The sequence below is a fragment of the Kribbella polygonati genome, assembly GCF_050320105.1.
Lineage (GTDB): Bacteria > Actinomycetota > Actinomycetes > Propionibacteriales > Kribbellaceae > Kribbella.
In genome coordinates, this window is the sequence record NZ_CP190129.1 from 7638395 (window position 1) to 7658142 (window position 19748).

The 19748-nt window shown below is 68.8% G+C and carries 18 protein-coding genes; 4 read left to right on the forward strand and 14 right to left on the reverse strand.

Going from position 1 to position 19748, the window contains the following annotated elements; genetic code table 11:
* Positions 1-55 precede the first annotated feature (55 nt).
* From ACQHIV_RS36665 to ACQHIV_RS36690, 6 genes are all read right to left on the reverse strand, one after another.
* Positions 56-1576, reverse strand: coding sequence for a multicopper oxidase domain-containing protein (locus ACQHIV_RS36665; RefSeq protein ID WP_427888916.1), 1521 nt, complete (start codon positions 1574-1576; stop codon positions 56-58).
* Entirely contained in the window at positions 1573-2007 is a 435-nt protein-coding gene (locus tag ACQHIV_RS36670; RefSeq protein WP_427888917.1) for a hypothetical protein, read from the reverse strand. Before ACQHIV_RS36670 ends, ACQHIV_RS36665 begins: the two co-directional genes overlap by 4 nt.
* The gene (locus tag ACQHIV_RS36675; RefSeq protein ID WP_427888918.1) at positions 2004-2360 is read right to left on the reverse strand and encodes a hypothetical protein; all 357 of its coding nucleotides are present in this window, start codon (positions 2358-2360) and stop codon (positions 2004-2006) included. Before ACQHIV_RS36675 ends, ACQHIV_RS36670 begins: the two co-directional genes overlap by 4 nt.
* 57 nt (positions 2361-2417) lie before the next feature.
* Positions 2418-2762, reverse strand: a complete 345-nt coding sequence (locus tag ACQHIV_RS36680; protein WP_427888919.1) for a hypothetical protein — start codon at positions 2760-2762, stop codon at positions 2418-2420.
* A 47-nt stretch (positions 2763-2809) separates the two neighbouring features.
* Complete coding sequence (locus ACQHIV_RS36685) at positions 2810-3010, reverse strand: hypothetical protein (RefSeq protein ID WP_427888920.1); 201 nt, start codon at positions 3008-3010, stop codon at positions 2810-2812.
* 73 nt (positions 3011-3083) lie between these two features.
* Positions 3084-4121, reverse strand: coding sequence for a LacI family DNA-binding transcriptional regulator (locus ACQHIV_RS36690; protein WP_427888921.1), 1038 nt, complete (start codon positions 4119-4121; stop codon positions 3084-3086).
* A gap of 100 nt (positions 4122-4221) precedes the next feature.
* Here ACQHIV_RS36690 and ACQHIV_RS36695 point away from each other — a divergent pair, with 100 nt between their 5' ends.
* Complete coding sequence (locus ACQHIV_RS36695) at positions 4222-4926, forward strand: copper homeostasis protein CutC (protein WP_427888922.1); 705 nt, start codon at positions 4222-4224, stop codon at positions 4924-4926.
* A complete protein-coding gene (locus ACQHIV_RS36700) occupies positions 4923-5189 on the forward strand; it encodes a DUF4031 domain-containing protein (protein WP_427888923.1) in 267 nt (88 codons plus the stop codon). Before ACQHIV_RS36695 ends, ACQHIV_RS36700 begins: the two co-directional genes overlap by 4 nt.
* A gap of 13 nt (positions 5190-5202) precedes the next feature.
* Here ACQHIV_RS36700 and tuf read toward each other — a convergent pair whose 3' ends face one another.
* From tuf to ACQHIV_RS36720, 4 genes are all read right to left on the reverse strand, one after another.
* Positions 5203-6390: an elongation factor Tu gene (tuf, locus tag ACQHIV_RS36705; protein ID WP_427888924.1), complete on the reverse strand. Its 1188-nt coding sequence runs from the start codon at positions 6388-6390 to the stop codon at positions 5203-5205.
* A 286-nt stretch (positions 6391-6676) separates the two neighbouring features.
* Positions 6677-9052 carry a hypothetical protein gene (locus ACQHIV_RS36710; RefSeq protein ID WP_427888925.1) on the reverse strand — a complete coding sequence of 792 codons (2376 nt, stop codon included), beginning with the start codon at positions 9050-9052 and terminating at the stop codon, positions 6677-6679.
* 172 nt (positions 9053-9224) lie between these two features.
* On the reverse strand, positions 9225-11474 hold the full coding sequence (locus ACQHIV_RS36715; protein ID WP_427888926.1) for a PQQ-binding-like beta-propeller repeat protein: 2250 nt from the start codon (positions 11472-11474) through the stop codon (positions 9225-9227).
* Between the two features lie 67 nt (positions 11475-11541).
* Positions 11542-11853 (reverse strand): ArsR/SmtB family transcription factor, encoded by a 312-nt coding sequence (locus ACQHIV_RS36720; protein WP_380198142.1) that lies wholly within the window; start codon positions 11851-11853, stop codon positions 11542-11544.
* Between the two features lie 88 nt (positions 11854-11941).
* Between ACQHIV_RS36720 and ACQHIV_RS36725 the strand changes: the two genes are divergently transcribed.
* Positions 11942-13132 (forward strand): MFS transporter, encoded by a 1191-nt coding sequence (locus ACQHIV_RS36725; protein ID WP_427888927.1) that lies wholly within the window; start codon positions 11942-11944, stop codon positions 13130-13132.
* On the opposite strand, the gene ACQHIV_RS36730 is transcribed toward ACQHIV_RS36725, so the two are convergent.
* From ACQHIV_RS36730 to ACQHIV_RS36745, 4 genes are all read right to left on the reverse strand, one after another.
* Positions 13121-15127 carry a HelD family protein gene (locus ACQHIV_RS36730; protein WP_427888928.1) on the reverse strand — a complete coding sequence of 669 codons (2007 nt, stop codon included), beginning with the start codon at positions 15125-15127 and terminating at the stop codon, positions 13121-13123. The two genes, ACQHIV_RS36725 and ACQHIV_RS36730, sit on opposite strands and share 12 nt — an antisense overlap.
* A 70-nt stretch (positions 15128-15197) precedes the next feature.
* A complete protein-coding gene (locus tag ACQHIV_RS36735) occupies positions 15198-16085 on the reverse strand; it encodes a carbohydrate ABC transporter permease (RefSeq protein WP_427888929.1) in 888 nt (295 codons plus the stop codon).
* Positions 16082-17026: an ABC transporter permease subunit gene (locus tag ACQHIV_RS36740; RefSeq protein WP_427888930.1), complete on the reverse strand. Its 945-nt coding sequence runs from the start codon at positions 17024-17026 to the stop codon at positions 16082-16084. Before ACQHIV_RS36740 ends, ACQHIV_RS36735 begins: the two co-directional genes overlap by 4 nt.
* Positions 17026-18648 (reverse strand): extracellular solute-binding protein, encoded by a 1623-nt coding sequence (locus tag ACQHIV_RS36745; protein ID WP_427888931.1) that lies wholly within the window; start codon positions 18646-18648, stop codon positions 17026-17028. The genes ACQHIV_RS36740 and ACQHIV_RS36745 overlap by 1 nt, the downstream gene beginning before the upstream one ends.
* A 47-nt stretch (positions 18649-18695) precedes the next feature.
* Here ACQHIV_RS36745 and ACQHIV_RS36750 point away from each other — a divergent pair, with 47 nt between their 5' ends.
* Complete coding sequence (locus ACQHIV_RS36750) at positions 18696-19739, forward strand: sialidase family protein (protein ID WP_427888932.1); 1044 nt, start codon at positions 18696-18698, stop codon at positions 19737-19739.
* Positions 19740-19748: the final 9 nt, after the last annotated feature.

Sequence of the window (19748 nt, forward strand, 5' to 3'; positions counted from 1 at the left end):
TGATCAACCGATGCGTTGACTATAGGAGTGGGTCGGCGCCCTCGTCAAGGAGTGGTCAGATCGTTTCGAAGCCCGCCATCATCGCCATGTCCTCGTGCTCGAGGTTGTGGCAGTGGATCAGGTACTTGCCCTTGTGCGCGCTGAAGCGGACCAGCACCTCGACCACCTCGGCCGGCCGGATGTCCACGGTGTCCTTCCAGCCGTGGTCGTACTCCGAGAGCTTGCTCTTCCCGCCCCGCGTCAGCACCTGGAACGGCGCGAGATGGACGTGCACGGGATGGTGTACGTCGGTCACGAACGTCCAGATCTCGTACTGGTCGAGCTTGACCTGCGCCTGCATCACCTTCGGGTCGAAGGCCTTCCCGTTGATCGTCCAGCCGCGGTGGTCCCCGGCGTCACCGCGCCGGAACCGCCACTCCCGCCGGACCACGCCGCTCGGCCGGGGCGTCACGGCGTACGACGAGAGCGTCGCCGGGATGCTGGTGTCGTCGGCGGCCTTGCGGGCGACCTTGAACCGCAGGACGTTCGCGTTGCCGTCGAGCTTGTTGACGACCGTGACCTCGTCGCCCGGGCTGTAGTGCGAGAAGTCCACGACCACGTCGAACCGCTCGGCCGGCGCGATCACCAGCGTGGTGTGCTCGACCGGCTTGGCCAGCAGGCCGCCGTCGCTGCCGATCTGCACGAACTTCGCGGGGCCCTTGTCGAAGGCGAGCTCGTACCGGCGGGCGTTCGCGGCGTTCAGGATACGGAAGCGGTACCGGACCGCGTCGACCTCGTGCACCGGCCAGGGTGCGCCGTTCACCAGCGTGACGTCCGCGACGACGCCTTCCATGTATGCCGGTTCGACGCCGGGGCCGTCCTTCAGCGCCGGGTACAGAAAGGAGCCGTCGGCATCGAACGCGCGGTCCGCGATCACCAGCGGGATCTCCCGATCGCCCTTCGGCAGCGGGAGGTTCTCCTCCTCGGCGTCGCGGATGATGTGCAGTCCGAACAGGCCGTGGTAGACCCGCGGAGCGGTGTAGTCCATCGTGTGGTCGTGGTACCAGAGGGTCGCGGCGCGCTGGGCGTTCGGGTACGTGTAGGTGCGCTTGCCCATGGTCATGTCGCCGCCGCCCATCATGTGATGGTCGCCGTGCTCGCCGTTCGCGGGCATGATCAGGTCGAGCGGCCAGCCGTCGCTCGGCGCGGGCGTATGGCCGCCGTGCAGGTGGACGACGGTGGATACGTCGAGCTGGTTGACCTGCTCGATCACGGTGGTGCGGCCGCTGCGTACGTCGAAGGTCGGTCCTGGTAGGAGACCGTCGTACCCCATGATCTCGGTCTTCAGACCGGGCAGGATCTCCACGCTCGCTTTGCGTTGGACGACCTGGTAGTGGTCGGCCTTCGCGTCGGAGCGGAGCGGCTTCTTGACCGGTGGGATGGGGAGCGGGACCTGGAACGGCGCGGGGAGTTTCGCCTTGCTGCGCAGGAGTTCTCCGGACTGCGCCGGGTTGGCTTCCTGGCCGCAGCTGGTCAGGGTGAGCGCGGCGCCGGCGCCGCCGGTGACGGCCAGGAAGCCGCGGCGGGACAGAGTCATTTCTTCGCCTCCTGGCGGTTCTGGTGGGCGGATTTGCGGAAGGACCAGACGGTCATCCACAGCACGGTGCCGACGATCGCCGTACCGAGGGGGATGTGGACGGCGAAGTTCTGCAGGTAGCCGAAGGTGAGTTGGACGAACTCGGCGACCACCAGCACCGGCGACAGGATCGCGGGCCAGATCCGGCCGCGGCCGACGATCGTGTAGAGCGTAGCGACGATCGTCTGCAGGAACGCGATCATCCAGACCGAGCCGCCGATGGTGGCGTGGAAGGTGGTCATCGCATCGACGTTGCCGGACAGGAAGTAGCCCGCGGCGATCGGCTGCGCGACGATCAGGATCGCGTGCAGGACGAGGACGACGCGCAGCGCGTACAGGCTGACGCGCGGGCGCCGTACGGCGGTCTGCGGCTGCTGCTCGAGTGTGGTCATGCCGGCCTCCGGTTGATCCAGAAGGCGAACGCCACGATGCTCGCGACCAGCGCGACGCCGAGCGGGATGTGGATCGCGAGCTGCCGGCTGTACCCCATCGCCGTCTGCACGACCTCGCCGGCGACGATCAGCAGACTCACCGCGGGCGCCACCCAGCGGCCGCCGGCCCGCCACCAGAACGTTGCTGCCAGCAACTGTATGAGCCCGGCGCCGACCAGCACCTCGGCGGTGTGCTCGTGCATCCGGATGCCGAGCGGCGTGCCGTTCAGGTACACCCCCGCGAACACCGGCTGCAGGCAGACCAGCACCGCGTGCAACCCAGCCGCACCCCGAAGTGCGTAGAGAACCTTCATGTAGGCAGACAATAGTAGTCTGCCTACATGTAGATCAATCAGGTATCTCCCGGAGGGTCAGGTAAGGCCTCCCAGGGGCGCGACGCTGATCCCCGCTCGCTCGCAGACCCAGTGCGGATCGGGGCCGAGCTCGGGTTCGATGCGGAGTTCGTGGTCGTGGAGGTCGTCGCAGGCGGTGCAGCGGGGCCAGCGGATTCGGTTGTCCACCAGGCGGTCCTGGACGTCCTGGGCCACCAGGCCGGCGATGTGTTCGGCGCCGTCGGGCCACTGGTCGAGCCACCATTGGCGTTCCGCGATGGCGTCCTCCAGCAAGGACACCATCGCGGCGTCGTTGAAGCCGCGCGCGGCTAGGTCGTGGAGCACCATCGCCCGTGCGGTCAGTAACACCCCTGGCTCAGTCATCGCCCTTCAGAGTGCCAGACCCCGCCGACAAAACAAGCCTTGTGTGTTCAGCCGGCGGAGCAGACGGGGTCGATGCGGTTCGCGAGGCGGACCTCGCGTTCGGCGGCGGCGCGCAGTACGGCGCCGACGCGGGCGCGGATCGGTGTGCGGGGTGCGTCGTACGGCTGCTGGGGAGCGTTCGGGAGTGCCGACTGGCTCAGGGTGCGGGCGTTCTCGACCGCGGTGTTGCCGGCGATGAAGTAGGTCATGGTGCTGCTCCCTCCTGAGAGCGTGGTTGATCGGCCCGGGAACCGAGTGGTTCCGGGTGGGAATGTGGGGTTGTCAGTGCCGCGGAGCCGGGCCGCTGGTGGAGCGGACGATCAGCTGGGTCGGCATCAGTTGCTGCCGTTCGGTGGTTGCCGGGTCGAGCAGGATCCGGCCGACCGCGCGGCCCTTGTCCTTGATCGGCTGCCGGACCGTCGTCAGCCCGGCGGCCGCAGCGGCCGGGATGTCGTCGAACCCGGCCAGCGAGAGATCGCGACCCGGGGTCAGCCCCCGGACCTTCATCGCCTCCAGCGCACCGAGCGCCTGGACGTCGCTCAGCCCGACGATCGCGGTCGGCCGGTCCTGCGAGTCCAGGACGTACTCCGCGCCACGCAGCCCGGAGGCGATCGCGTTGTGCCCGCCGGAGACGATCCGCAGCCGGGCGTCCGGCATCGCCTTCTGCAGGCCCTGGATCCGCAGCTCGCAGTCGGTGTACCCGACCTCGTCGACGGTCAGCTCCATCGGCCGTCCGCCGGCCGCCTGCGCGTTGTCGACCAGTACGACGACGTCGCGGTGCCCGAGCCGGGCCAGGTGCTCGCCCAGTTGTGCGGCCGCCTCGACCTCGTCGATCGCGACCCAGGACAGGTCCGGGTGGTCGCCGCGGTCGGTCGACACCGCGGGGATGCCGCGGTTCGCCAGGATCTCCAGTGCCGGGTGGCCGCCCGGTACGCAGAAGATCGCGGCCGCGTCGATGGCCGCCTGCTGTACGGCGTTGCTGCCGCCGGCGATGTCGGTGGAGCTGAGCGGCATCAGCAGCAGGCTGGTCGAGAACTCCTCGGCTACCTCGGCCAGCCCGGCCAGGAAGCCGACCGCGTACGGGTCCGAGAACGCGTACGCGAGCTTGTCGGTGAACAGCACCCCGACCGCGCCGGCCTTCCCGCTCCGCAGGGCGCGGGCGGACGCGTCCGGTCCGGCGTACCCGAGCTCGTGGGCCGCGGCGAGGATCCGTTCGCGCAGCGCCACCGAGAGCTGGTCGGGTTTGTTGTAGGCGTTGGAGACCGTCGACGGCGACACGCCCACGGCCTTCGCCACGGTCTTCAGCGTCACCCCGGCCATCTCGCGCACCCCTTCTGTATCGTTCTTCTAAATCGTTCTAGAAAAACGATACAGACGACGCTGCGAGAGTGCAACACGAATATGGGAGATGATGGCGCGCATGGGTTCGTTGCTGGAGATCATCGCCTTGCACCCGGCGGACGCCGAGGCGGCGCAGGAGGGTGGGGCGGACCGGCTGGAGCTGTGCGCCTCGATGGAGGCGGACGGGTTGTGCCCGTCGGTGTCGACGGTGAGCGCGATCCGCCGCGTCACCGACCTGCCGTTGCGGGTCATGCTGCGGCTGGAGAACTCCTTCACCACGAACGGCGCCGACCTGAACCGGCTGGCCGCGACGGCGCAGTCGTTCCTGTCCGCGGGCGCCGACGGGTTCGTGCTGGGGTTCCTGACCCCGGACAACCAGGTGGACGTCGAGTCGGTCAGCCAGCTGGTCAGCACGTTCGCCGGTACGCCGTGGACGTTCCACCGCGCGATCGACGCCGTACTCGAGCAGCAGCCCGCCTGGCGCGCGCTCCGCGGCCTGCCCGGGCTGGACTGCGTACTGACCGCGGGCTCGTCCATCGGCGTCAGCCACGGGCTGGACGACCTGTGCCGGCTCGCGAAGGAGGACCCGGCCGTGGCCGGCGTGATGATGGCGGGCGGCGGCCTGCAGCCGGAACACGTCCCGTGGCTGTACCAGAGCGGCGTACGCCGGTTCCACGTCGGTACGTCGGTCCGCCAGGACGGTTCGTGGACGAAGGCGTACGTGAACTCCCGATTCGTCCGCTCCTGGCGCAACCTGCTCGACGCCCAGGACGCCCGCGAATGATCCTGATCGACCCGCCCGCCTGGCCGGCCTGGAACCGGATCTGGTCGCACCTGGTCAGCGACGAGTCGTACGCGGAACTGCACACGTTCGCGCAGGCCGCGGGCATCCCCGCGCGCGGCTTCGACCGCGACCACTACGACGTACCCAGCGACCGGTACGACGACCTCGTGGCTGCCGGCGCCGTACCCGTCTCCAGCCGCGAGCTGGTGGAGCGGCTGATCGCGGCCGGGCTCAGACACAGGAAACGGCCCTCAACGAATTGAGGGCCGTTCCTTACTAGTCGAGCAGTTCGGTCACGGTGCCGGCGGCGACGGTGTGGCCGCCCTCGCGGACCGCGAAGCCGAGGCCGACGTCCATCGCGACCGCCTTCGCCAGTTCCACGCCGAGCTCGATCGTGTCGCCGGGCATCACCAGGGCGATCTCACCCAGGTCGATCCCGCCGGACACGTCCGTGGTCCGGAAGTAGAACTGCGGCCGGTAGTCCGCGGCGAACGGCGTGTGCCGGCCGCCCTCGGCGGTGGACAGCGCGTGCAGGTTCGCCCGGAACTTCCGGTGCGGCCGCACGCTGCCCGGCAGCGCCACCACCTGGCCGCGACGGACCTCGTCGCGCTTCACGCCACGCAGCAGCACGGCCGCGTTGTCGCCCGCGTCCGCGGACGCCAGCGACTTGCCGAACGTCTCCAGACCGATCGCCGTACTGGTCACCGTCGGGCCGAGGCCGACCACCTCGACCGGGTCGCCGACCTTCAGCGAACCGCGCTCGACCGCACCCGTGACCACCGTGCCGCGGCCGCTGATCGTGAGCACGCCCTCGATCGGCATCAGGAACGGCTCACCGAGCTCGCGGTCCGGCACCGGCACGTAGCCGTCGATCGCGTCCAGCAGCTCGCCGATCGCGGCGGTCCACCGCGGGTCGCCCTCGAGCGCCTTCAGCCCGGACACCCGTACGACGGGTACCTCGTCGCCCGGGAAGCCGTACTCCGACAGGAGCTCGCGGACCTCCAGCTCGACCAGGTCGAGCAGCTCCGGGTCGTCGACGGTGTCGGCCTTGTTCAGCGCGACCACCAGGTACGGCACGCCGACGCGGCGTGCGAGCAGTACGTGCTCGCGCGTCTGCGGCATCGCGCCGTCCTGCGCGGAGACGACCAGGATCGCGGCGTCCACCTGGGCGGCGCCGGTGATCATGTTCTTCACATAGTCGGCGTGCCCGGGCATGTCAACGTGCGCGTAGTGCCGGGTCGCGGTCTCGTACTCGACGTGCGAGATGTTGATCGTGATCCCGCGCTGCAGCTCCTCCGGGGCCCGGTCGATGCCGTCGAAGGCGACGAAGCGGTTCACGTTCGGGTCGCGCTCGGCGAGCACCTTGGTGATGGCGGCGGTCAGGGTGGTCTTGCCGTGGTCGACGTGACCCATCGTGCCGATGTTGAGGTGCGGCTTGGTCCGCACGAACTGGCTCTTGGCCATGAGTTTTCCTTTGCCTGTCAGAAGATTCGGTACGAGCCAGGACCCTCCGGCAAGCCCTCGCGACGCTGTCACCGCGCAGAGGGGGCCGGTTCGGGCCACCCTCCTCCGCGGGTCCTGCGAGGCAGGAGGAGGGTCAGCTTCGAGTGCCGGTGCAATCGACTGACGGTGCCCACGTGGGAGCGCCCGTCAGGCCGGTGCCTGACAGGTCGTGCTCGGAGAAAACCACGCGGAACATGCGAATCACGGTAAATAGGAACTGCGCCCGGAGCAACATAATTCCCGGGGATCAGTTGAGCGCGAAGAGCCGCGCTCCGTCGGAGAAGATCGGGCGGGCGGCGGCCACCGTGACGGCCGGCTTGTCGCAGGTGACGACCTCGGACCTGGCGACCGGCTGGGTGTTGGAGCCGGCCAGGATCGGCCGGGCCTGGATGCCGTTGGAGCCGATCAGCACCGGCGAGCAGCTGCCGTTGGCCTGTGGCATCAGCGTGACGACCCGTCCGTCCGGCAGCAGCCCGAACCCGTCCCGCGGGTACTCCGGGTGCTGCAGCTTCGGCGGTACCTGCAGCAGGTGGTGCCACTGCGGCGTACCGTCGGCGGGGCTCGACGCGGACACGTCGTACGTCTGCGGCTGGCCTGAGTCGTTGCCGGTGCGGCAGGTGATCAGTACGAGGGACGCGTGCGTGGCGGCGAGCTGTGCGTCGCAGGACGACGAGCCGAGCCGCGGGCGTGGTGTTCCTGGTACGGGCGACGTCCAGAGCAGGTTGCCCGAGCTGGTGTCCACCGACCACTGGTAGAGCGTGCCGCCCGCGGCGCCGGTCCAGATCAGGCCGGAGACCTCACGGGTGTCCGGTACGGAGACCAGCTCGCCTACCCACGTCGACGGGTCCAGCTCGGCGCTCAGGTCGATCCTGGCGCCAAGGCTGACCTCCCACTTCTGGGCACCGGTCTTGAGGTCCAGCCCGCGTACGACGGCGCCGTTGCCGGCACAGGCGTCGACCACGACCGCCTGGTCGCCGACCAGCGCGCCCTGGGTCACGTTGCAGCGCACCTGGGCCCGCCAGTGCGTGGGGCTGCTCACGCCGTGCGAGACGACGAAGTTGCCCTCAGCCACGAGCAGCTGGTCCGAGTCGACGGCCAGCGCCGTACCGTCGGAGTCGACCTCGGTCAGCACCTTGCCGCTCACGGCGTCCAGTACGGCGTACGTCGGCAGCTTGACACCCGCGGGCTCCTGCGCCCGGGGCAGGTGTGCGGCGATGACCTGCCCGTCCGCCGACACCACTAGGCCCCGGGAGCCGCTGGACGCCGCGTCCTGTACGTCGGCCCGCGAATAGCGCCACCGGATCTGGCCCGTGGCCGCGTCGGACATCACGACGCCGTCAGAGCGCAGCTCCGCGACACCGCCCGCCGTACCGGTGATGGCACCCGTAGCCGGGACCTCACGGCTCCAGGCGAGTGTTCCGTCGAGCTGTACCGGCTGCTGGGTCGGCTGGATCGTGGTGGTCGTGCTGACCGTGTTAGCGGTCTCCAGCCGAGCCTGTACGAAAGGCTCGCCGGCCGAGACCACGACCCACGCCAGCAGCGCCCCACAAACAGCCGTGGCACCAACGCCCACCCAACGCGGTGGTGCTTGCGCGTACGCCGGTGCCAGCCGCAGCCGGAGCGCCAACGCCAGCAATGCCCCCGCAAGAACCAATGCCGCGGACGCGATCAGCAGGTACGGCCAGCGCTCTGACATGGCTGCACCGGGCTGAGCCGCCGGCCAGCGCCACCAGCACACGCCGATCGCGATCAGCCCGACAGCCGCGAAGACGATCGCCGGAACGGTCACCAGTCGCCGCTGCGTACGGCGGAACCACGCACACGTCAGGGCGGCCGCTACCGCCGTACCGGCGATGGGAGCCCAGACCGGGAAGCCGCTGACGTCGGACGGATCGGCCGGCCATTTGGCCGCCGCGCCGAGGCCGCGGCCGAGCAGCACCGAGGAGGCGACCACCGCGCCGAGGGCCGCGCCGAAGTAGATGACCGGGATCAGCCCGCCGATCGGCCGGGCGGCCCTAGGGCCCAGAGCTTCGACCTCCCGCGTGAGGTTCTCGCGGGCGGGTCTCTCCCATTCCTCGTGACCCCGGGGGGTCGCGTACAGCCGGGTCTCGCTCAGCGCCTGCAGGAACGACATCCGCCCGCGCGCGAAGTCCCGGTCGGTGACGTGCCCGTACTCCTGCCGGATCCCGGCCGCGTACTCGTCGTACCGCGGCTTCGGCAGGCTCAGGATCCGCAGGTCGGCGTCGCACAGCACGGCGCCGTTGCGGTCGTCCGCGGCGCAGTCGTGCTTGGCGGTCAGCCGAACCAGCCGCCCGATCTCCGCGACCCGGTCGGCGTCCACGCCGTACGCCGCCAGCTCGAGCTCGGCCAGTTGCGCCGAGACCTCCTCGTTCTCGCCGGGGTCGGCCTGCGGGTCGTAGATCGCGTCGTGGAACCAGGCCGCCAGCCGGACGGTGTCGGCGTCGTCGGCGTACTCGGCCAGGTCGTCGACCGTGGTCAGCACCTCGGACAGGTGCTGCTGGTCGTGATAATGGCGATGTTGCTCTGCGTAACGAGCCAGCAGGTCGTCGCCCAACGGCTGCGCGTGCGGCAGCAGGCGATTCCACTGGTCGCGCAGGTCCATGGCTATGGAGTCTGGCACCCGTTGGGAGTCCGGACGGACCGATCCGGGATTCCCGAATCGGTCCGTGGCCAAAGGGTTATCGGCTTGTCACCTGACCCCCAGGAACTGCGGTGCAGGTCACACTCCGCCGTCAACTCCGGGACCGTTGCCAGCGGTCGACTACGTGGAGTCACTAACGCAGGGCGATCACGGTGTTCGGGCCGGAGGTGAGCACGAGATTGCCGACCGCCCGCGGGTCGCGGCCGCAGACGATGCCGGTGGGCAGCCGGACCTGGCGGAAGCCGGCCCTGTCGATCACGTTCGCGACACAGCCGGTGCCCGCCCGGCTCAGCGAGACCACGCGGCCGTCGGCGGTCACCGTGACCTTCGCCCGCGGGCTGACCGGTGCCACGGTCTGCCAGGCGGTCAGGCCGGTGTTGGCGTCGATGGCGGTGACCACGGTGTGGCGGCTCTCCACCGTGCTCGGCCCGGGGCAGTCCACGACGATCAGGTACTTCCCGGCGGCGTTCAGCAGCGTCCGGCAGGCCCAGCCCTTGGGTACGTCCCAGCGCCACCGGATGTCGCCCGTACTCGGCTCGATCGCGGTCAGCGCCACCGGTACGTCGGTGTCGCCGCCAGGCTCGGCCACGACGACCAGGCCGGCCACGACGACCGGCCGTCGGTAGCTGTCGGGCGCGGTCTTCGTCCACAGCGTCTTGCCGGTCTGCACGTCCAGCGCGGTCATCTCGTCCGGCTGGTCGTCGCAGGTGTGACTGACGAACGCGAGCACCGTCTCGGCTGTTGCGATCGCACCGAGGTCCGTGCAGCTGCCGGACTCGTACGTCCACCGCTCGTGCCCGCTGGGATCGACACCGTGCAGCTTGCCGCTGCGCTCGCCGGTCAGGAGCGGCTGGGGCTGCTGGATGAACCTGTCCCGCATCCGGCCAGGCCAGGCGGCCTCACGGCGGCCCGTGTCCGCGTTGAGCAGCAGGTAGCCGACGTCGGCGAACAGGGCGAGCACGTACTCGCCGTTGCCGGTGGCCGTGATCACAGGCTTCTCGTCGGAGTCAGAACGGCTGTAGCGCCAGCGCACTGCCCCGGTGGCCGCGTCCAGCATCTCGACCACACCGTCCGGGCGGGGGATGGCCACGCCGAAGCGGGTGCCGATCGCTTCCTCGGCACCGGTACCAGCGACGGACTCGCTGACCCACGCGACGCCTCCGTCGAGTACGGACGGGCTGGCCCGGCCGGCCTCCTGCGGGGAGCCTTCGAGTCGTTCGTTGGACGAGAGCACGTAGTTGCGTGAGAGCGGCTGGACGATCAACAAGAGCACAAGAGCGACAACGGCCGGTACGACGAGCCAGGCGAGCTGCTGGCCCAGGTTGCGCGCCGGGAGGTAGCGGGCGGTCCGGGTACGGAGCAGGGACGCGACCAACGCGGCTGCGCTTGCTACGAGCAGCAGGAGCAGTGCGGAGATCAGCAGCGGCACACGAAGGCCTACGCCGGTGGCTGCGTTGGTTCTTGGGATCTCGGCCCAGGCAACGAGCAATCCTGTGACAGCGATGGCCAGCACTGCGCCTGCGATCAGGCGGGCGCGTTGACTCGCGCTACGGGCACAACGGAACAGCACTGGTGCGCTGAAGAACGAAAGTGCGGCCAGGACGACCGTAGGCCAGCCGACTTCGTCGTCAGCGGCGGGGACCTGCCAGGAAGCACCAGACGCGGCAATCGCGACCACGGCGGCCGCAACTGCGCCGAACGTGGCCGTAGCGGTGAGCCCGGCCTGCTGCCAACCGCGCCACGGTGCGGGCAGCTCGCTGTCCAGTCCGGCGAGCTCTGACTCCAGGTTGAGCCGTGCGACCTGGCCGAGCCGTTGACGAGCCAGTTGCGTGCGGTACAGGTGTCCGTCGAGCAGGTCGCCTACGTCGTCGTACCGGTGCTCGAGCGCGGCCTTCCGCTCGCCGGCGTCACGGCGTACCTCGGCCGTGTGCACGGCGTACCGGGTGGGATCCGAGGCGAGGATCGAGTTCACGGCGTCGAGCAGTACGTCGCCGTTCGCGTCGCGGCGGGGTGGTGCGTACGAGTCCGGCGGCGGCGCGGCCAGGTCCCCGGTCAGGCGGATCAGCCGCGCGACCTCGGCGATCCGGATCGACGGTACGCCGTACCGCGGGAGCAGGTCTTCGGCCAGCCGGGCGGAGGCCTCGGCGTCCTCGGACGGAGTGCCGCCGGGTTCGTGCACCGCCCGGTGGAACCAGGCGGCCAGTCGGACGCTGGTGGGGTCCGTGGAAAGCTGGATCAGCGAGTCCAGGGCGGTCAGCACGATGTTCAGGTACTGGTCGCGGTAGGCGCGGCGGGTGCGGTCGACGTACCGCGCGACCAGGTCGTCCGCCAGCGCGGCAGAGCCGGGCAGCAGGTCGTCCCAGCGCGCCCGGAGTTCCACCACCGCTTCAGTCTGCCAAACGCACTACTGCAACCAGCCCACGATCACCCCACCGCCACCTTGCGGTTGCCTACTGCTTGGCTGACAGCACGCCCGTCAGCAGACCCGGGTACAGGTCCTCCAGGTCGCCGCGGCGGAGCAGGCTGACCCGGCGGGTGCCGTCGGTGTGGGTCGAGATCACCCCGGCCTCGCGGAGGATCTTCAGGTGGTGGGCCCGGGTGGAGGCGGTGACCGGGAGCTCGATCTCGCCGCAGCAGACGCCGGCCGGGTGGTCGGCGAGCGCCCGGACGATGGTCAGCCGGACCGGCTCGCCCAACGCCTGCAGAACCGCCTCGACGCGGATCTCGCCCCGCTCCGGCTGCGGGAGGACTTTGGTGGCCATGCGTTCATAGTACGACGCCTGTCGAACTTCGATGAACTTCGTAGTACGATGACCGTCGAACTAATGAACCTCTCCGGAAGGTCCTCAGATGTCCGCACGGATCTACCTGCTCGGCGCCGGCGCCTTCGCGGTCGGCACCAGCGCGTACGTCGTGTCCGGGGTGCTGCCCGACGTCAGCTCGGAGCTGCACGTCTCGCTGACCGCCGCGGGCCAGCTGGCCACCGCGTTCTCGCTGTCGTACGCGATCGGTGCACCGATCCTGTCCACGCTGACCGGCCGGTGGGAGCGCCGTACCCTCCTGATCGCCGCACTGGTCCTGGCCGCGCTCGGCAACCTGATCGCCGCCGTGGCAGACACCTACCCGCTCCTGATTGCCGGCCGCGTCGTGGCCGCGTTCGGCGCCGCCGTGTACACCCCGGCCGCCACCCTCTTCGCCACCAGTCTCCTACCGCCCGAGGAGCGCGGCAGGGCGGTGGCCATCGTCTTCGGCGGCCTCACGTTCGCCCTGGTGCTCGGCGTACCGGCAGGCACGTTGCTGGGTCCGACGCTCGGTTACAAGGGTGTCTTCGCGCTGATCACCGCAGTCGCAGTACTGGTCGCCATAGTCGAACGAGCCGCGCTGCCGAAGGTCGAGGCAGCACCTGTGGTCAGCCTGCGTGAACGCTTCGCCGGGGTGACCGACCGACGCGTACAGGTCGTGCTGGCGATGACCGTGCTTGCTGTGCTGGCTGCATTCAGCGTGTACATCTACATCGTCCCGCTGCTCAAGCACAGCGCCGGCCTGACCGGCAGCGTCACCGGTCTGCTGCTCCTGCTGTACGGCGTGGGCGCGGTCGTCGGCAACTTCGTCGGCGGCCGGATCACCGACCGCTTCGGCAGCCTGCCCACGCTGGTGGTCCTGATGCTGGGTATTACCGCCGTCCTGGCGACCCTGGACGTCACGCTGACAACAGCGGCCGGTGCCGGCATCGCACTGGTCGTCTGGGGCATGCTGACGTGGGCATTCAACCCGCCGATCCAGAACCTGTTGCTGGAGCTGGGCGGCGGCCTATTGATCTCGCTCAACGCCTCGGCGATCTACCTGGGCGCCGGGCTGTCCGCTGTGGTGGGCGGATTGGTTATCCAGACGCTCGGTGTCGCTTACCTACCGATGTTGGCGTCAGTGCTGTCGCTTGTCGTTCTGGGGCTGGTCTACCTGCTCTGGCGCGACCCGTCGCTGCGCCGGGTGGAGCGGTTGGAGCGCGAGGAGGACGTGTACATCACGGCCTCAGCTGACTAGTACCTCGGGCAGGTCCTCACTGTGTACGACGACCAGTGAGGTGACGGCACGCGTAAGACAGACGTACAGGCGCCGGAGGCCGGTCCGCTCATCGGCCTCACCGGCGACGATGCCGGCCGGCTCCACCAGCACCACATGGTCGAACTCAAGACCCTTGGCGAGCGACGCCGGTACGACGTCCAGGTGTGCGTCGACGTCGTCCTCGTCGCCCAGCACCGAGAAAGCCACGCCCTGCAAGGCTTTCCGGGTCGCCGGGACCAGGGTGTCCGGAACGATCAACCCGATCGACCCCAGCCGCTCGGACGCCTCCTGTACGGCGGTGACGGCAGCAGCGAGGCTGTCCGGTACGCGGGTGATGGTCAGCTCACCCCGTGCCCGCCGTACCGCGGTCGGCGGTTTGAGGTGCGGGGCGATCGTCGGGAGCAGCTGTGCGGCGTACTCGATCACCTGACCCGGTACGCGGAAGCCGGCGGTCAGCTCCTCCGTGTGGGCGCTGGTCTTGCCAAGATGCGTCAGGGCCTCGTCCCAGGACGGCGTTGCCCATGGTGTGGTGCCCTGTGCGATGTCCCCGAGGACCGTCATCGACCCTGTCGAGCAACGGCGGCCGACAGCGCGCAGCTGCATCGCGGACAGGTCCTGAGCCTCGTCCAGCACGACATGGCCGAGGGACGGCGTACGGTCGACCAGGTCGGCGATCTCGTCGATCAGGGTGGCATCGGCAACGGACCACTTGGCTGCACCGGGGGAGCGCGGCACCTTCTCCCAGAGCAGTAGCGCCTGCTCTTCCGCTGTGAGGATGCCTTCCGCGTGCTGGGCCAGTAGGTCCGGCTCGGTGAACAGGCGGAACAGGAGCTTGGCCGGATCCACAGCCGGCCACAGGGCCTCGGCGTACTGCTTCACCGGACGGCTCCTGGCGACGGAGTCCTGCACGCGGTCGTCCGGCGAGTCACCGGCCGCCTCCATCCTCAGCAGCACCGCATGCGCCAGCCGTTGCGGCAACATCGCCCGGCCTGCGCCGTACCGGATGCCCCGCGTGCGGAGCTCGTCGACCAGCTCTTCGGCCTGGTACGTCGCCACCCGCCAGCGGTGCGCGCCCCGCGGTACGACGAGCGCGTCCTCGGGCCGCCGTACGTGCGCCCAGACCGCGCGGTGCAGGACCTCCGCCATCCGGGCGTCGCCCTTGAGGACGTCGACGAGCGCGGGACCCGGACCGGCGATCTTGACCCGGGCAACCATCTCCTCGACCGTCGTCTGCTTCGCCTCGATCTCGCCGAGAGCCGGCAGGACGTCGCCGATGTAGCGCAGGAAGCTCGCGTTCGGCCCGACCACGAGGACACCGGCGCGGCTGAGCTGGTCCCGGTACGCATAGAGCAGGTATGCCGCACGGTGCAGCCCGACCGCGGTCTTCCCGGTACCGGGCGCGCCCTGGACGCAGATGGTCTCGTCGACGCCGGCCCGGACGATCACGTCCTGCTCCGGCTGGATCGTGGCGACGATGTCGCGCATCGGGCCCGAGCGCGGGCGCTCGATTTCCGCGTCAAGGATGTCGCTGTGCTGTTCGGCGGCGCCGCTCGCGGTCAGGTCCTCGTCCTCGAACGCGGTCATCTCGCCGTGCGTGAACCCGAACCGCCGGCGGATCCCGACACCCATCGGCTCGGTCTTGCTGGCCCGGTAGAACGGCACCGAGATGTCCGCCCGCCAGTCCACCACCAGCGGCTCGCCGAGCGCGTCGTTCACGTGCCGGCGGCCGATGTGGAACGTCTCCTCGGCCGGCTCCAGATAGTCCAGCCGGCCGAAGAACAGCGGTACGTCGGGGTCGTCCTCCAGCTCCTTCATCCGCTGGAAGATCGCGGCCTGCAGGAACTCCTGGTTGACCCGGTCCGCGCTGTGGATCTCCAGCGAGCCGGTCTTCTCCCGCATCTGCGCCAGCGCGGCCCGGGAGGTCTTCAGGTAGTCCTGCTCCACCTGGAGGGTGTCGGACGTGTCTGCGGGCATGCTGGAACCTCCGGCGAGTGTGGGGAGCCCAGCCACGTTACTTGACCACTCTGCGCCACGGAACCGAATTTCATCCCTTCACCGCGCCGGTCAGGACTCCCTTCGCGAAGTGCCGCTGCAGGAACGGGTAGATGATCAGGATCGGCACGATCGACACCACCAGGATCGCCATCTGGATCGATGCCTGCGGCGGCAGCAACTCGGTGCCGAGCTCCGCGCTGCCGAGCTGCGTGTCGTTGATGACGTACGTCCGCAGCACCAGCTGCAACGGCCACAGCTTGGAGTCGTTCAGGTACAGCAGCGCGGAGAAGAACGCGTTCCAGTACGCCACCGCGTAGAACAGCCCGATCACCGACAGTACGGCCTTCGACAGCGGCAGCACGATGTACGAGAACGTCATCAGCTCACCCGCCCCGTCGATCCGGGCGCTCTCGGTGATCTCGCTCGGCAGGTTCATGAAGAACGCCCGCAGTACGACGACGTTGAACGCGCTGATCATCGTCGGCACGATCAGCGCCCAGATGCTGTCCAGCAGCCCGGCACCCTTGACCATCAGGTACAGCGGGATGATGCCGGGCGAGAACAGCATGCTGAACAGCACGATCAGCAGGATCGGCCGGCCCGCCGTGAACCCCGGCCGGGACAGTGCGTAGGCGAGCAGGCACGACACGACCAGGCTGAGCAGCGTGCCGACGATCGTGACGAAGATGCTGACGAACAGCGCCCGGGTCACCACGCCGCCGGCGAACAACGACTCGTACGCGCGGAAGTTCACCGACTTCGGCAGCAGCACGAGACCGCCGGACTCGTTGATCTGCTTGTTCGGCGCGACGCTGGTCGTGATCACCCCGACGAACGGGACGATCACGACCGCGCAGAAGACCAGCAGGACCAGGCCCTTGAAGACCCGCATCGGCCAGCCGGGCATCGGTACGCCCTGAACGATCTTGCGGCTCATCGCTGGTAAACCCCTTGCTCGCCGAAAATGTGGGCGACCTTGTTCGCGGTCAGCACGAGGATCACGCCGACGACGCCCTTCACCAGGCCGACCGCCGCCGCGACGCCCCACGCGCCGCCGAGCACACCGTTGTTGTAGACGTACGTGTCCAGAACCTCGCTGACGTCCCGCCCGACCGCCTGCTGCTGCAGGACGATCTGCTCGAACCCGACCGTGAGCGAGTCACCCAGCCGCAGGATGAACAGCAGGATGATGATCCCGCGCAGCCCCGGCAGCGTGACGTGCCACAGCTGCCGCAGCCGGGTCGCGCCGTCCACGCTCGCCGCCTCGTACAGCTGCGAGTCGATCTGGGACAGTGCCGCCAGGAACAGGATCGTCGCCCACCCGGTGTCCTTCCAGATGATCTGCGACGTCAGCAGCACGTGGAACAGCTCGGAGTTCCCGATGATGTCGATCGTCGACAGGTCGTGCGAGCGCAGGTAGTTGTTCAGCAGCCCGCTGCCGCCGAGCATCTGCTGGAACAGCGCGACCACGATCACCCAGGACATGAAGTGCGGCAGGTACAGGATGCTCTGCGCGATCCGCTTGATCCGCTCGGAGAACAGCGAGTTCAGCAGCAGCGCCAGCAGGATCGGCGCCGGGAACACGAACACCGACTGCAGGCTGGTCAGGATCAGCGTGTTCTTCAACGCCCGCAGGAACGCCGGGTCCCCGTTGAAGATCACGCTGAAGTTCGCCCAGCCCGACCAGTCGCTGCCGCCGATCCCGAGGAACGGCTGGTAGTCCTTGAATGCGATCACATTGCCCAGCAACGGCACGTAGTGGAACGCGATGATCAGCGCCACACCGGGCAGCGCGAACAGCAGCAGCACCCGGTCCCGCAGCAGCCGCCGCCCGAGACTCAACCGCTGCCGCGGCCGCTTGGAAGTTCTGAGGAGCATTACTTCCCGCCCGCCGTGGCGAACGCGTCCTGCAACTCCCCGCGAATCTTCTCACCGCCGGACGACAGAAACGTCTTGACTCCCGCGGACCAGTCCGACACAGGCTTCTTCCCCTGAACGATCTGGTTCTCCAGGTCGTTCATCGCCTTGACCAGCTGAGCGGACTTCTTCGAGGACGTGTCGGAATAGAGGCCGTACGATGCGTCGTACACCAGCCGGTCCGCGACCTTCTCCTGGATCGCGTGCTGCTTCTGCGGGACGTCGGGCTTGCCTGCCCAGTACAGCGCCAGTGCGGAGTCGCTGATGTACTGCAGGCCGATGCCGGTCTCGACCGTACCGACCTTCGTCGGGACCGGGTCCGTGCCGTGCAGGGTGTAGTGCCGGCCAGCCACACCGTACTTGCGGAACAGGTACTCCTCGGTGCCGAACGGCGCCGCCATCCAGTTCGCGACCTTCAGCAGTGTCTCCGCGGAGTGTTTGCTGTCCTTGTTGAACGAAGTCACGTTGTTCAACGCCGCACCCATCCACGGTTTGCCCTCACCGCTGGAGAACCCGGGCACGTCGAGCATGTTCACTCCGAATGCCGGCCCGGCCGTATTGTCGCTGTAGTACTGGTTCCAGGCGACGAAGCTGTCGTAGTCGAAGGCCGCGATCCCACCGTTGAACCACTGCTTGCGGGCGCTCGCCTTGTCGTTGAACGCATCCGGGTTGACGACACCGGCGGCAACCATCTTGCGAGCGGCCTCGAGAGCCTCGGTGTTGGCGTCAGCCTCGTACATCGAGGTGAACTTGCCGCCGTCCTGCGTCCAGTTGTTGGGCAGACCAAGCATCATCCGGAGGTACGACAGCGGGACCCGGGTCCACGCCCAGCGGTTGTCCTTCGCCGAGGTCATCTCCTTGCACAGGTCGAAGAACTCCTGGAAGTTCTTCGGAGCCGGGTCGTTGATGCCCTTCGCGGCCAGCAGGTCCGTGCGGTAGAGCGGCAGCGATGTCCGGGACATGCCGCGCGGCACCGGGACACCGTAGATCGCGCCGTTGAAGACGCAGCCCTTCCAGTACTCGGTCGGGATGTTGGCGAGGAAGGGGTACTTCTTCGCGGCGTCGCCGGACAGATGCTCGGTCAGGTCCATGCACTTGGACTTCACCAACCCGGGAATCTGTGGTGTGTCAGTCGGTATGTTCAGGATGTCCGGCAGGTCCCCACCCGCGATTCTCGTCGCGAATTTGTCCTTGTACTCGTCGTTCGACGCCATGCTGATCTGCAGCTCGGAGCCGAGGCGTTTGTTGACTTCCTGCCAGAACTGGTTCTGGTCGGCGGCCGGCGGGATCGCGCCGGGGATGTTCGTCATGAACGTGATCGGCTTGCCGTCGCCGGGGGCGTCGGCGATCGCCTTCACCGGGTTCGCCGGGTACTTCAGGAACCCGTCCAGTACGACGTCGGTGCCGGGCAGGTCCGGCTTCACCTCGCCGTACTTCACGTACGTCGGCAGCTTCACGGCCGCGTTCGCGGCGGCGGTGTTCTTCTTGTCGGACGCGCACCCCGCCAGCAGCGGCGTACCCGTGACCGCGACAGCGGCGGCGGCCAGACCGCCACCGAGGAAACTTCTTCTGCTGACCGGCATGAGGCCTCACTTCCATCGGAGGGCCACACCATGACATAGTACGTCCTATGTCTTCAAGAGTCGGCGCTTCGGAAATCTTCGATCCGGCGGGCAGCGGCTACCACACCTTCCGCATCCCGGCGGTGCTGGCGCGTGGCTCGACGGTGCTCGCGTTCTGCGAGGGACGCCTGCACGGGTCCGGCGACGCGGGGGAGATCGAGGTCGTACTGCGACGCTCGCTCGACGGCGGCCGGACCTGGCTGCCGCTGCAGGTGGTGTCCGCGGCGCCCGGCAAGACCTGCGGGAACCCGGTGCCGCTGCTCGATCCGGGGACCGGCGACCTCGTGCTCGTGACCGTGCAGAACGGCGCGGACGCGGTCGAGATGTCGCTTGCCCGCGGCACCGATCCGGTCGACGGCCGGCGGGTCTTCGTGCAGCGGTCGTCGGACGACGGCGCTTCGTGGTCGCCTGTCGTGGAGATCACCGCGCAGGTGAAGCCGGACGACTGGGGCTGGTACGCGACCGGTCCGTGTCACGGGATCACCGTGCGGACCGGGCGGCTCGTCGTACCGGCCAATCATTCCTTTGTGCCGGCGGAGGGTCTCAATGGTGGGCACTGCATCTACAGCGACGACGGCGGCGTCACCTGGTCGGTCGGGTTCGTCGACCGCAACGACGGCGCCGAGATCAACGCGAACGAGACCGCCGTCGCCGAACTTCCGGACGGGCGGCTGTACTTCAACGCCCGCAACCACCAAGGCACCGGTCCCGCCCGGGTGCACGCCTGGTCGTCGGACGGCGGCCGGACCCTGGACGCGCCGTACGCCGGGATCCCCGAGATCACCGCACCCGGGATCCAGGGCAGCGTGCTCTGCCTGCCCGACGGGCGGTTGCTGCTGTCCACGCCGGTGAACCCGGCATCGCGCCGGGAACTGACCGTTTTCGTCAGCGCGGACGCCGGAGTCTCGTGGAAGCCGGAGCTGGTCGTGCACGAGGGCATGGCCGGGTACTCCGATCTGGTGCTGCTCCCGGACGGCTCCGTCGGAATCTTCTACGAGGCCGGTGTGACCTCCTCGTTCGCGACCTTGCGCTTCGCCACATTCGCCCTTTAGAGGTTGGAG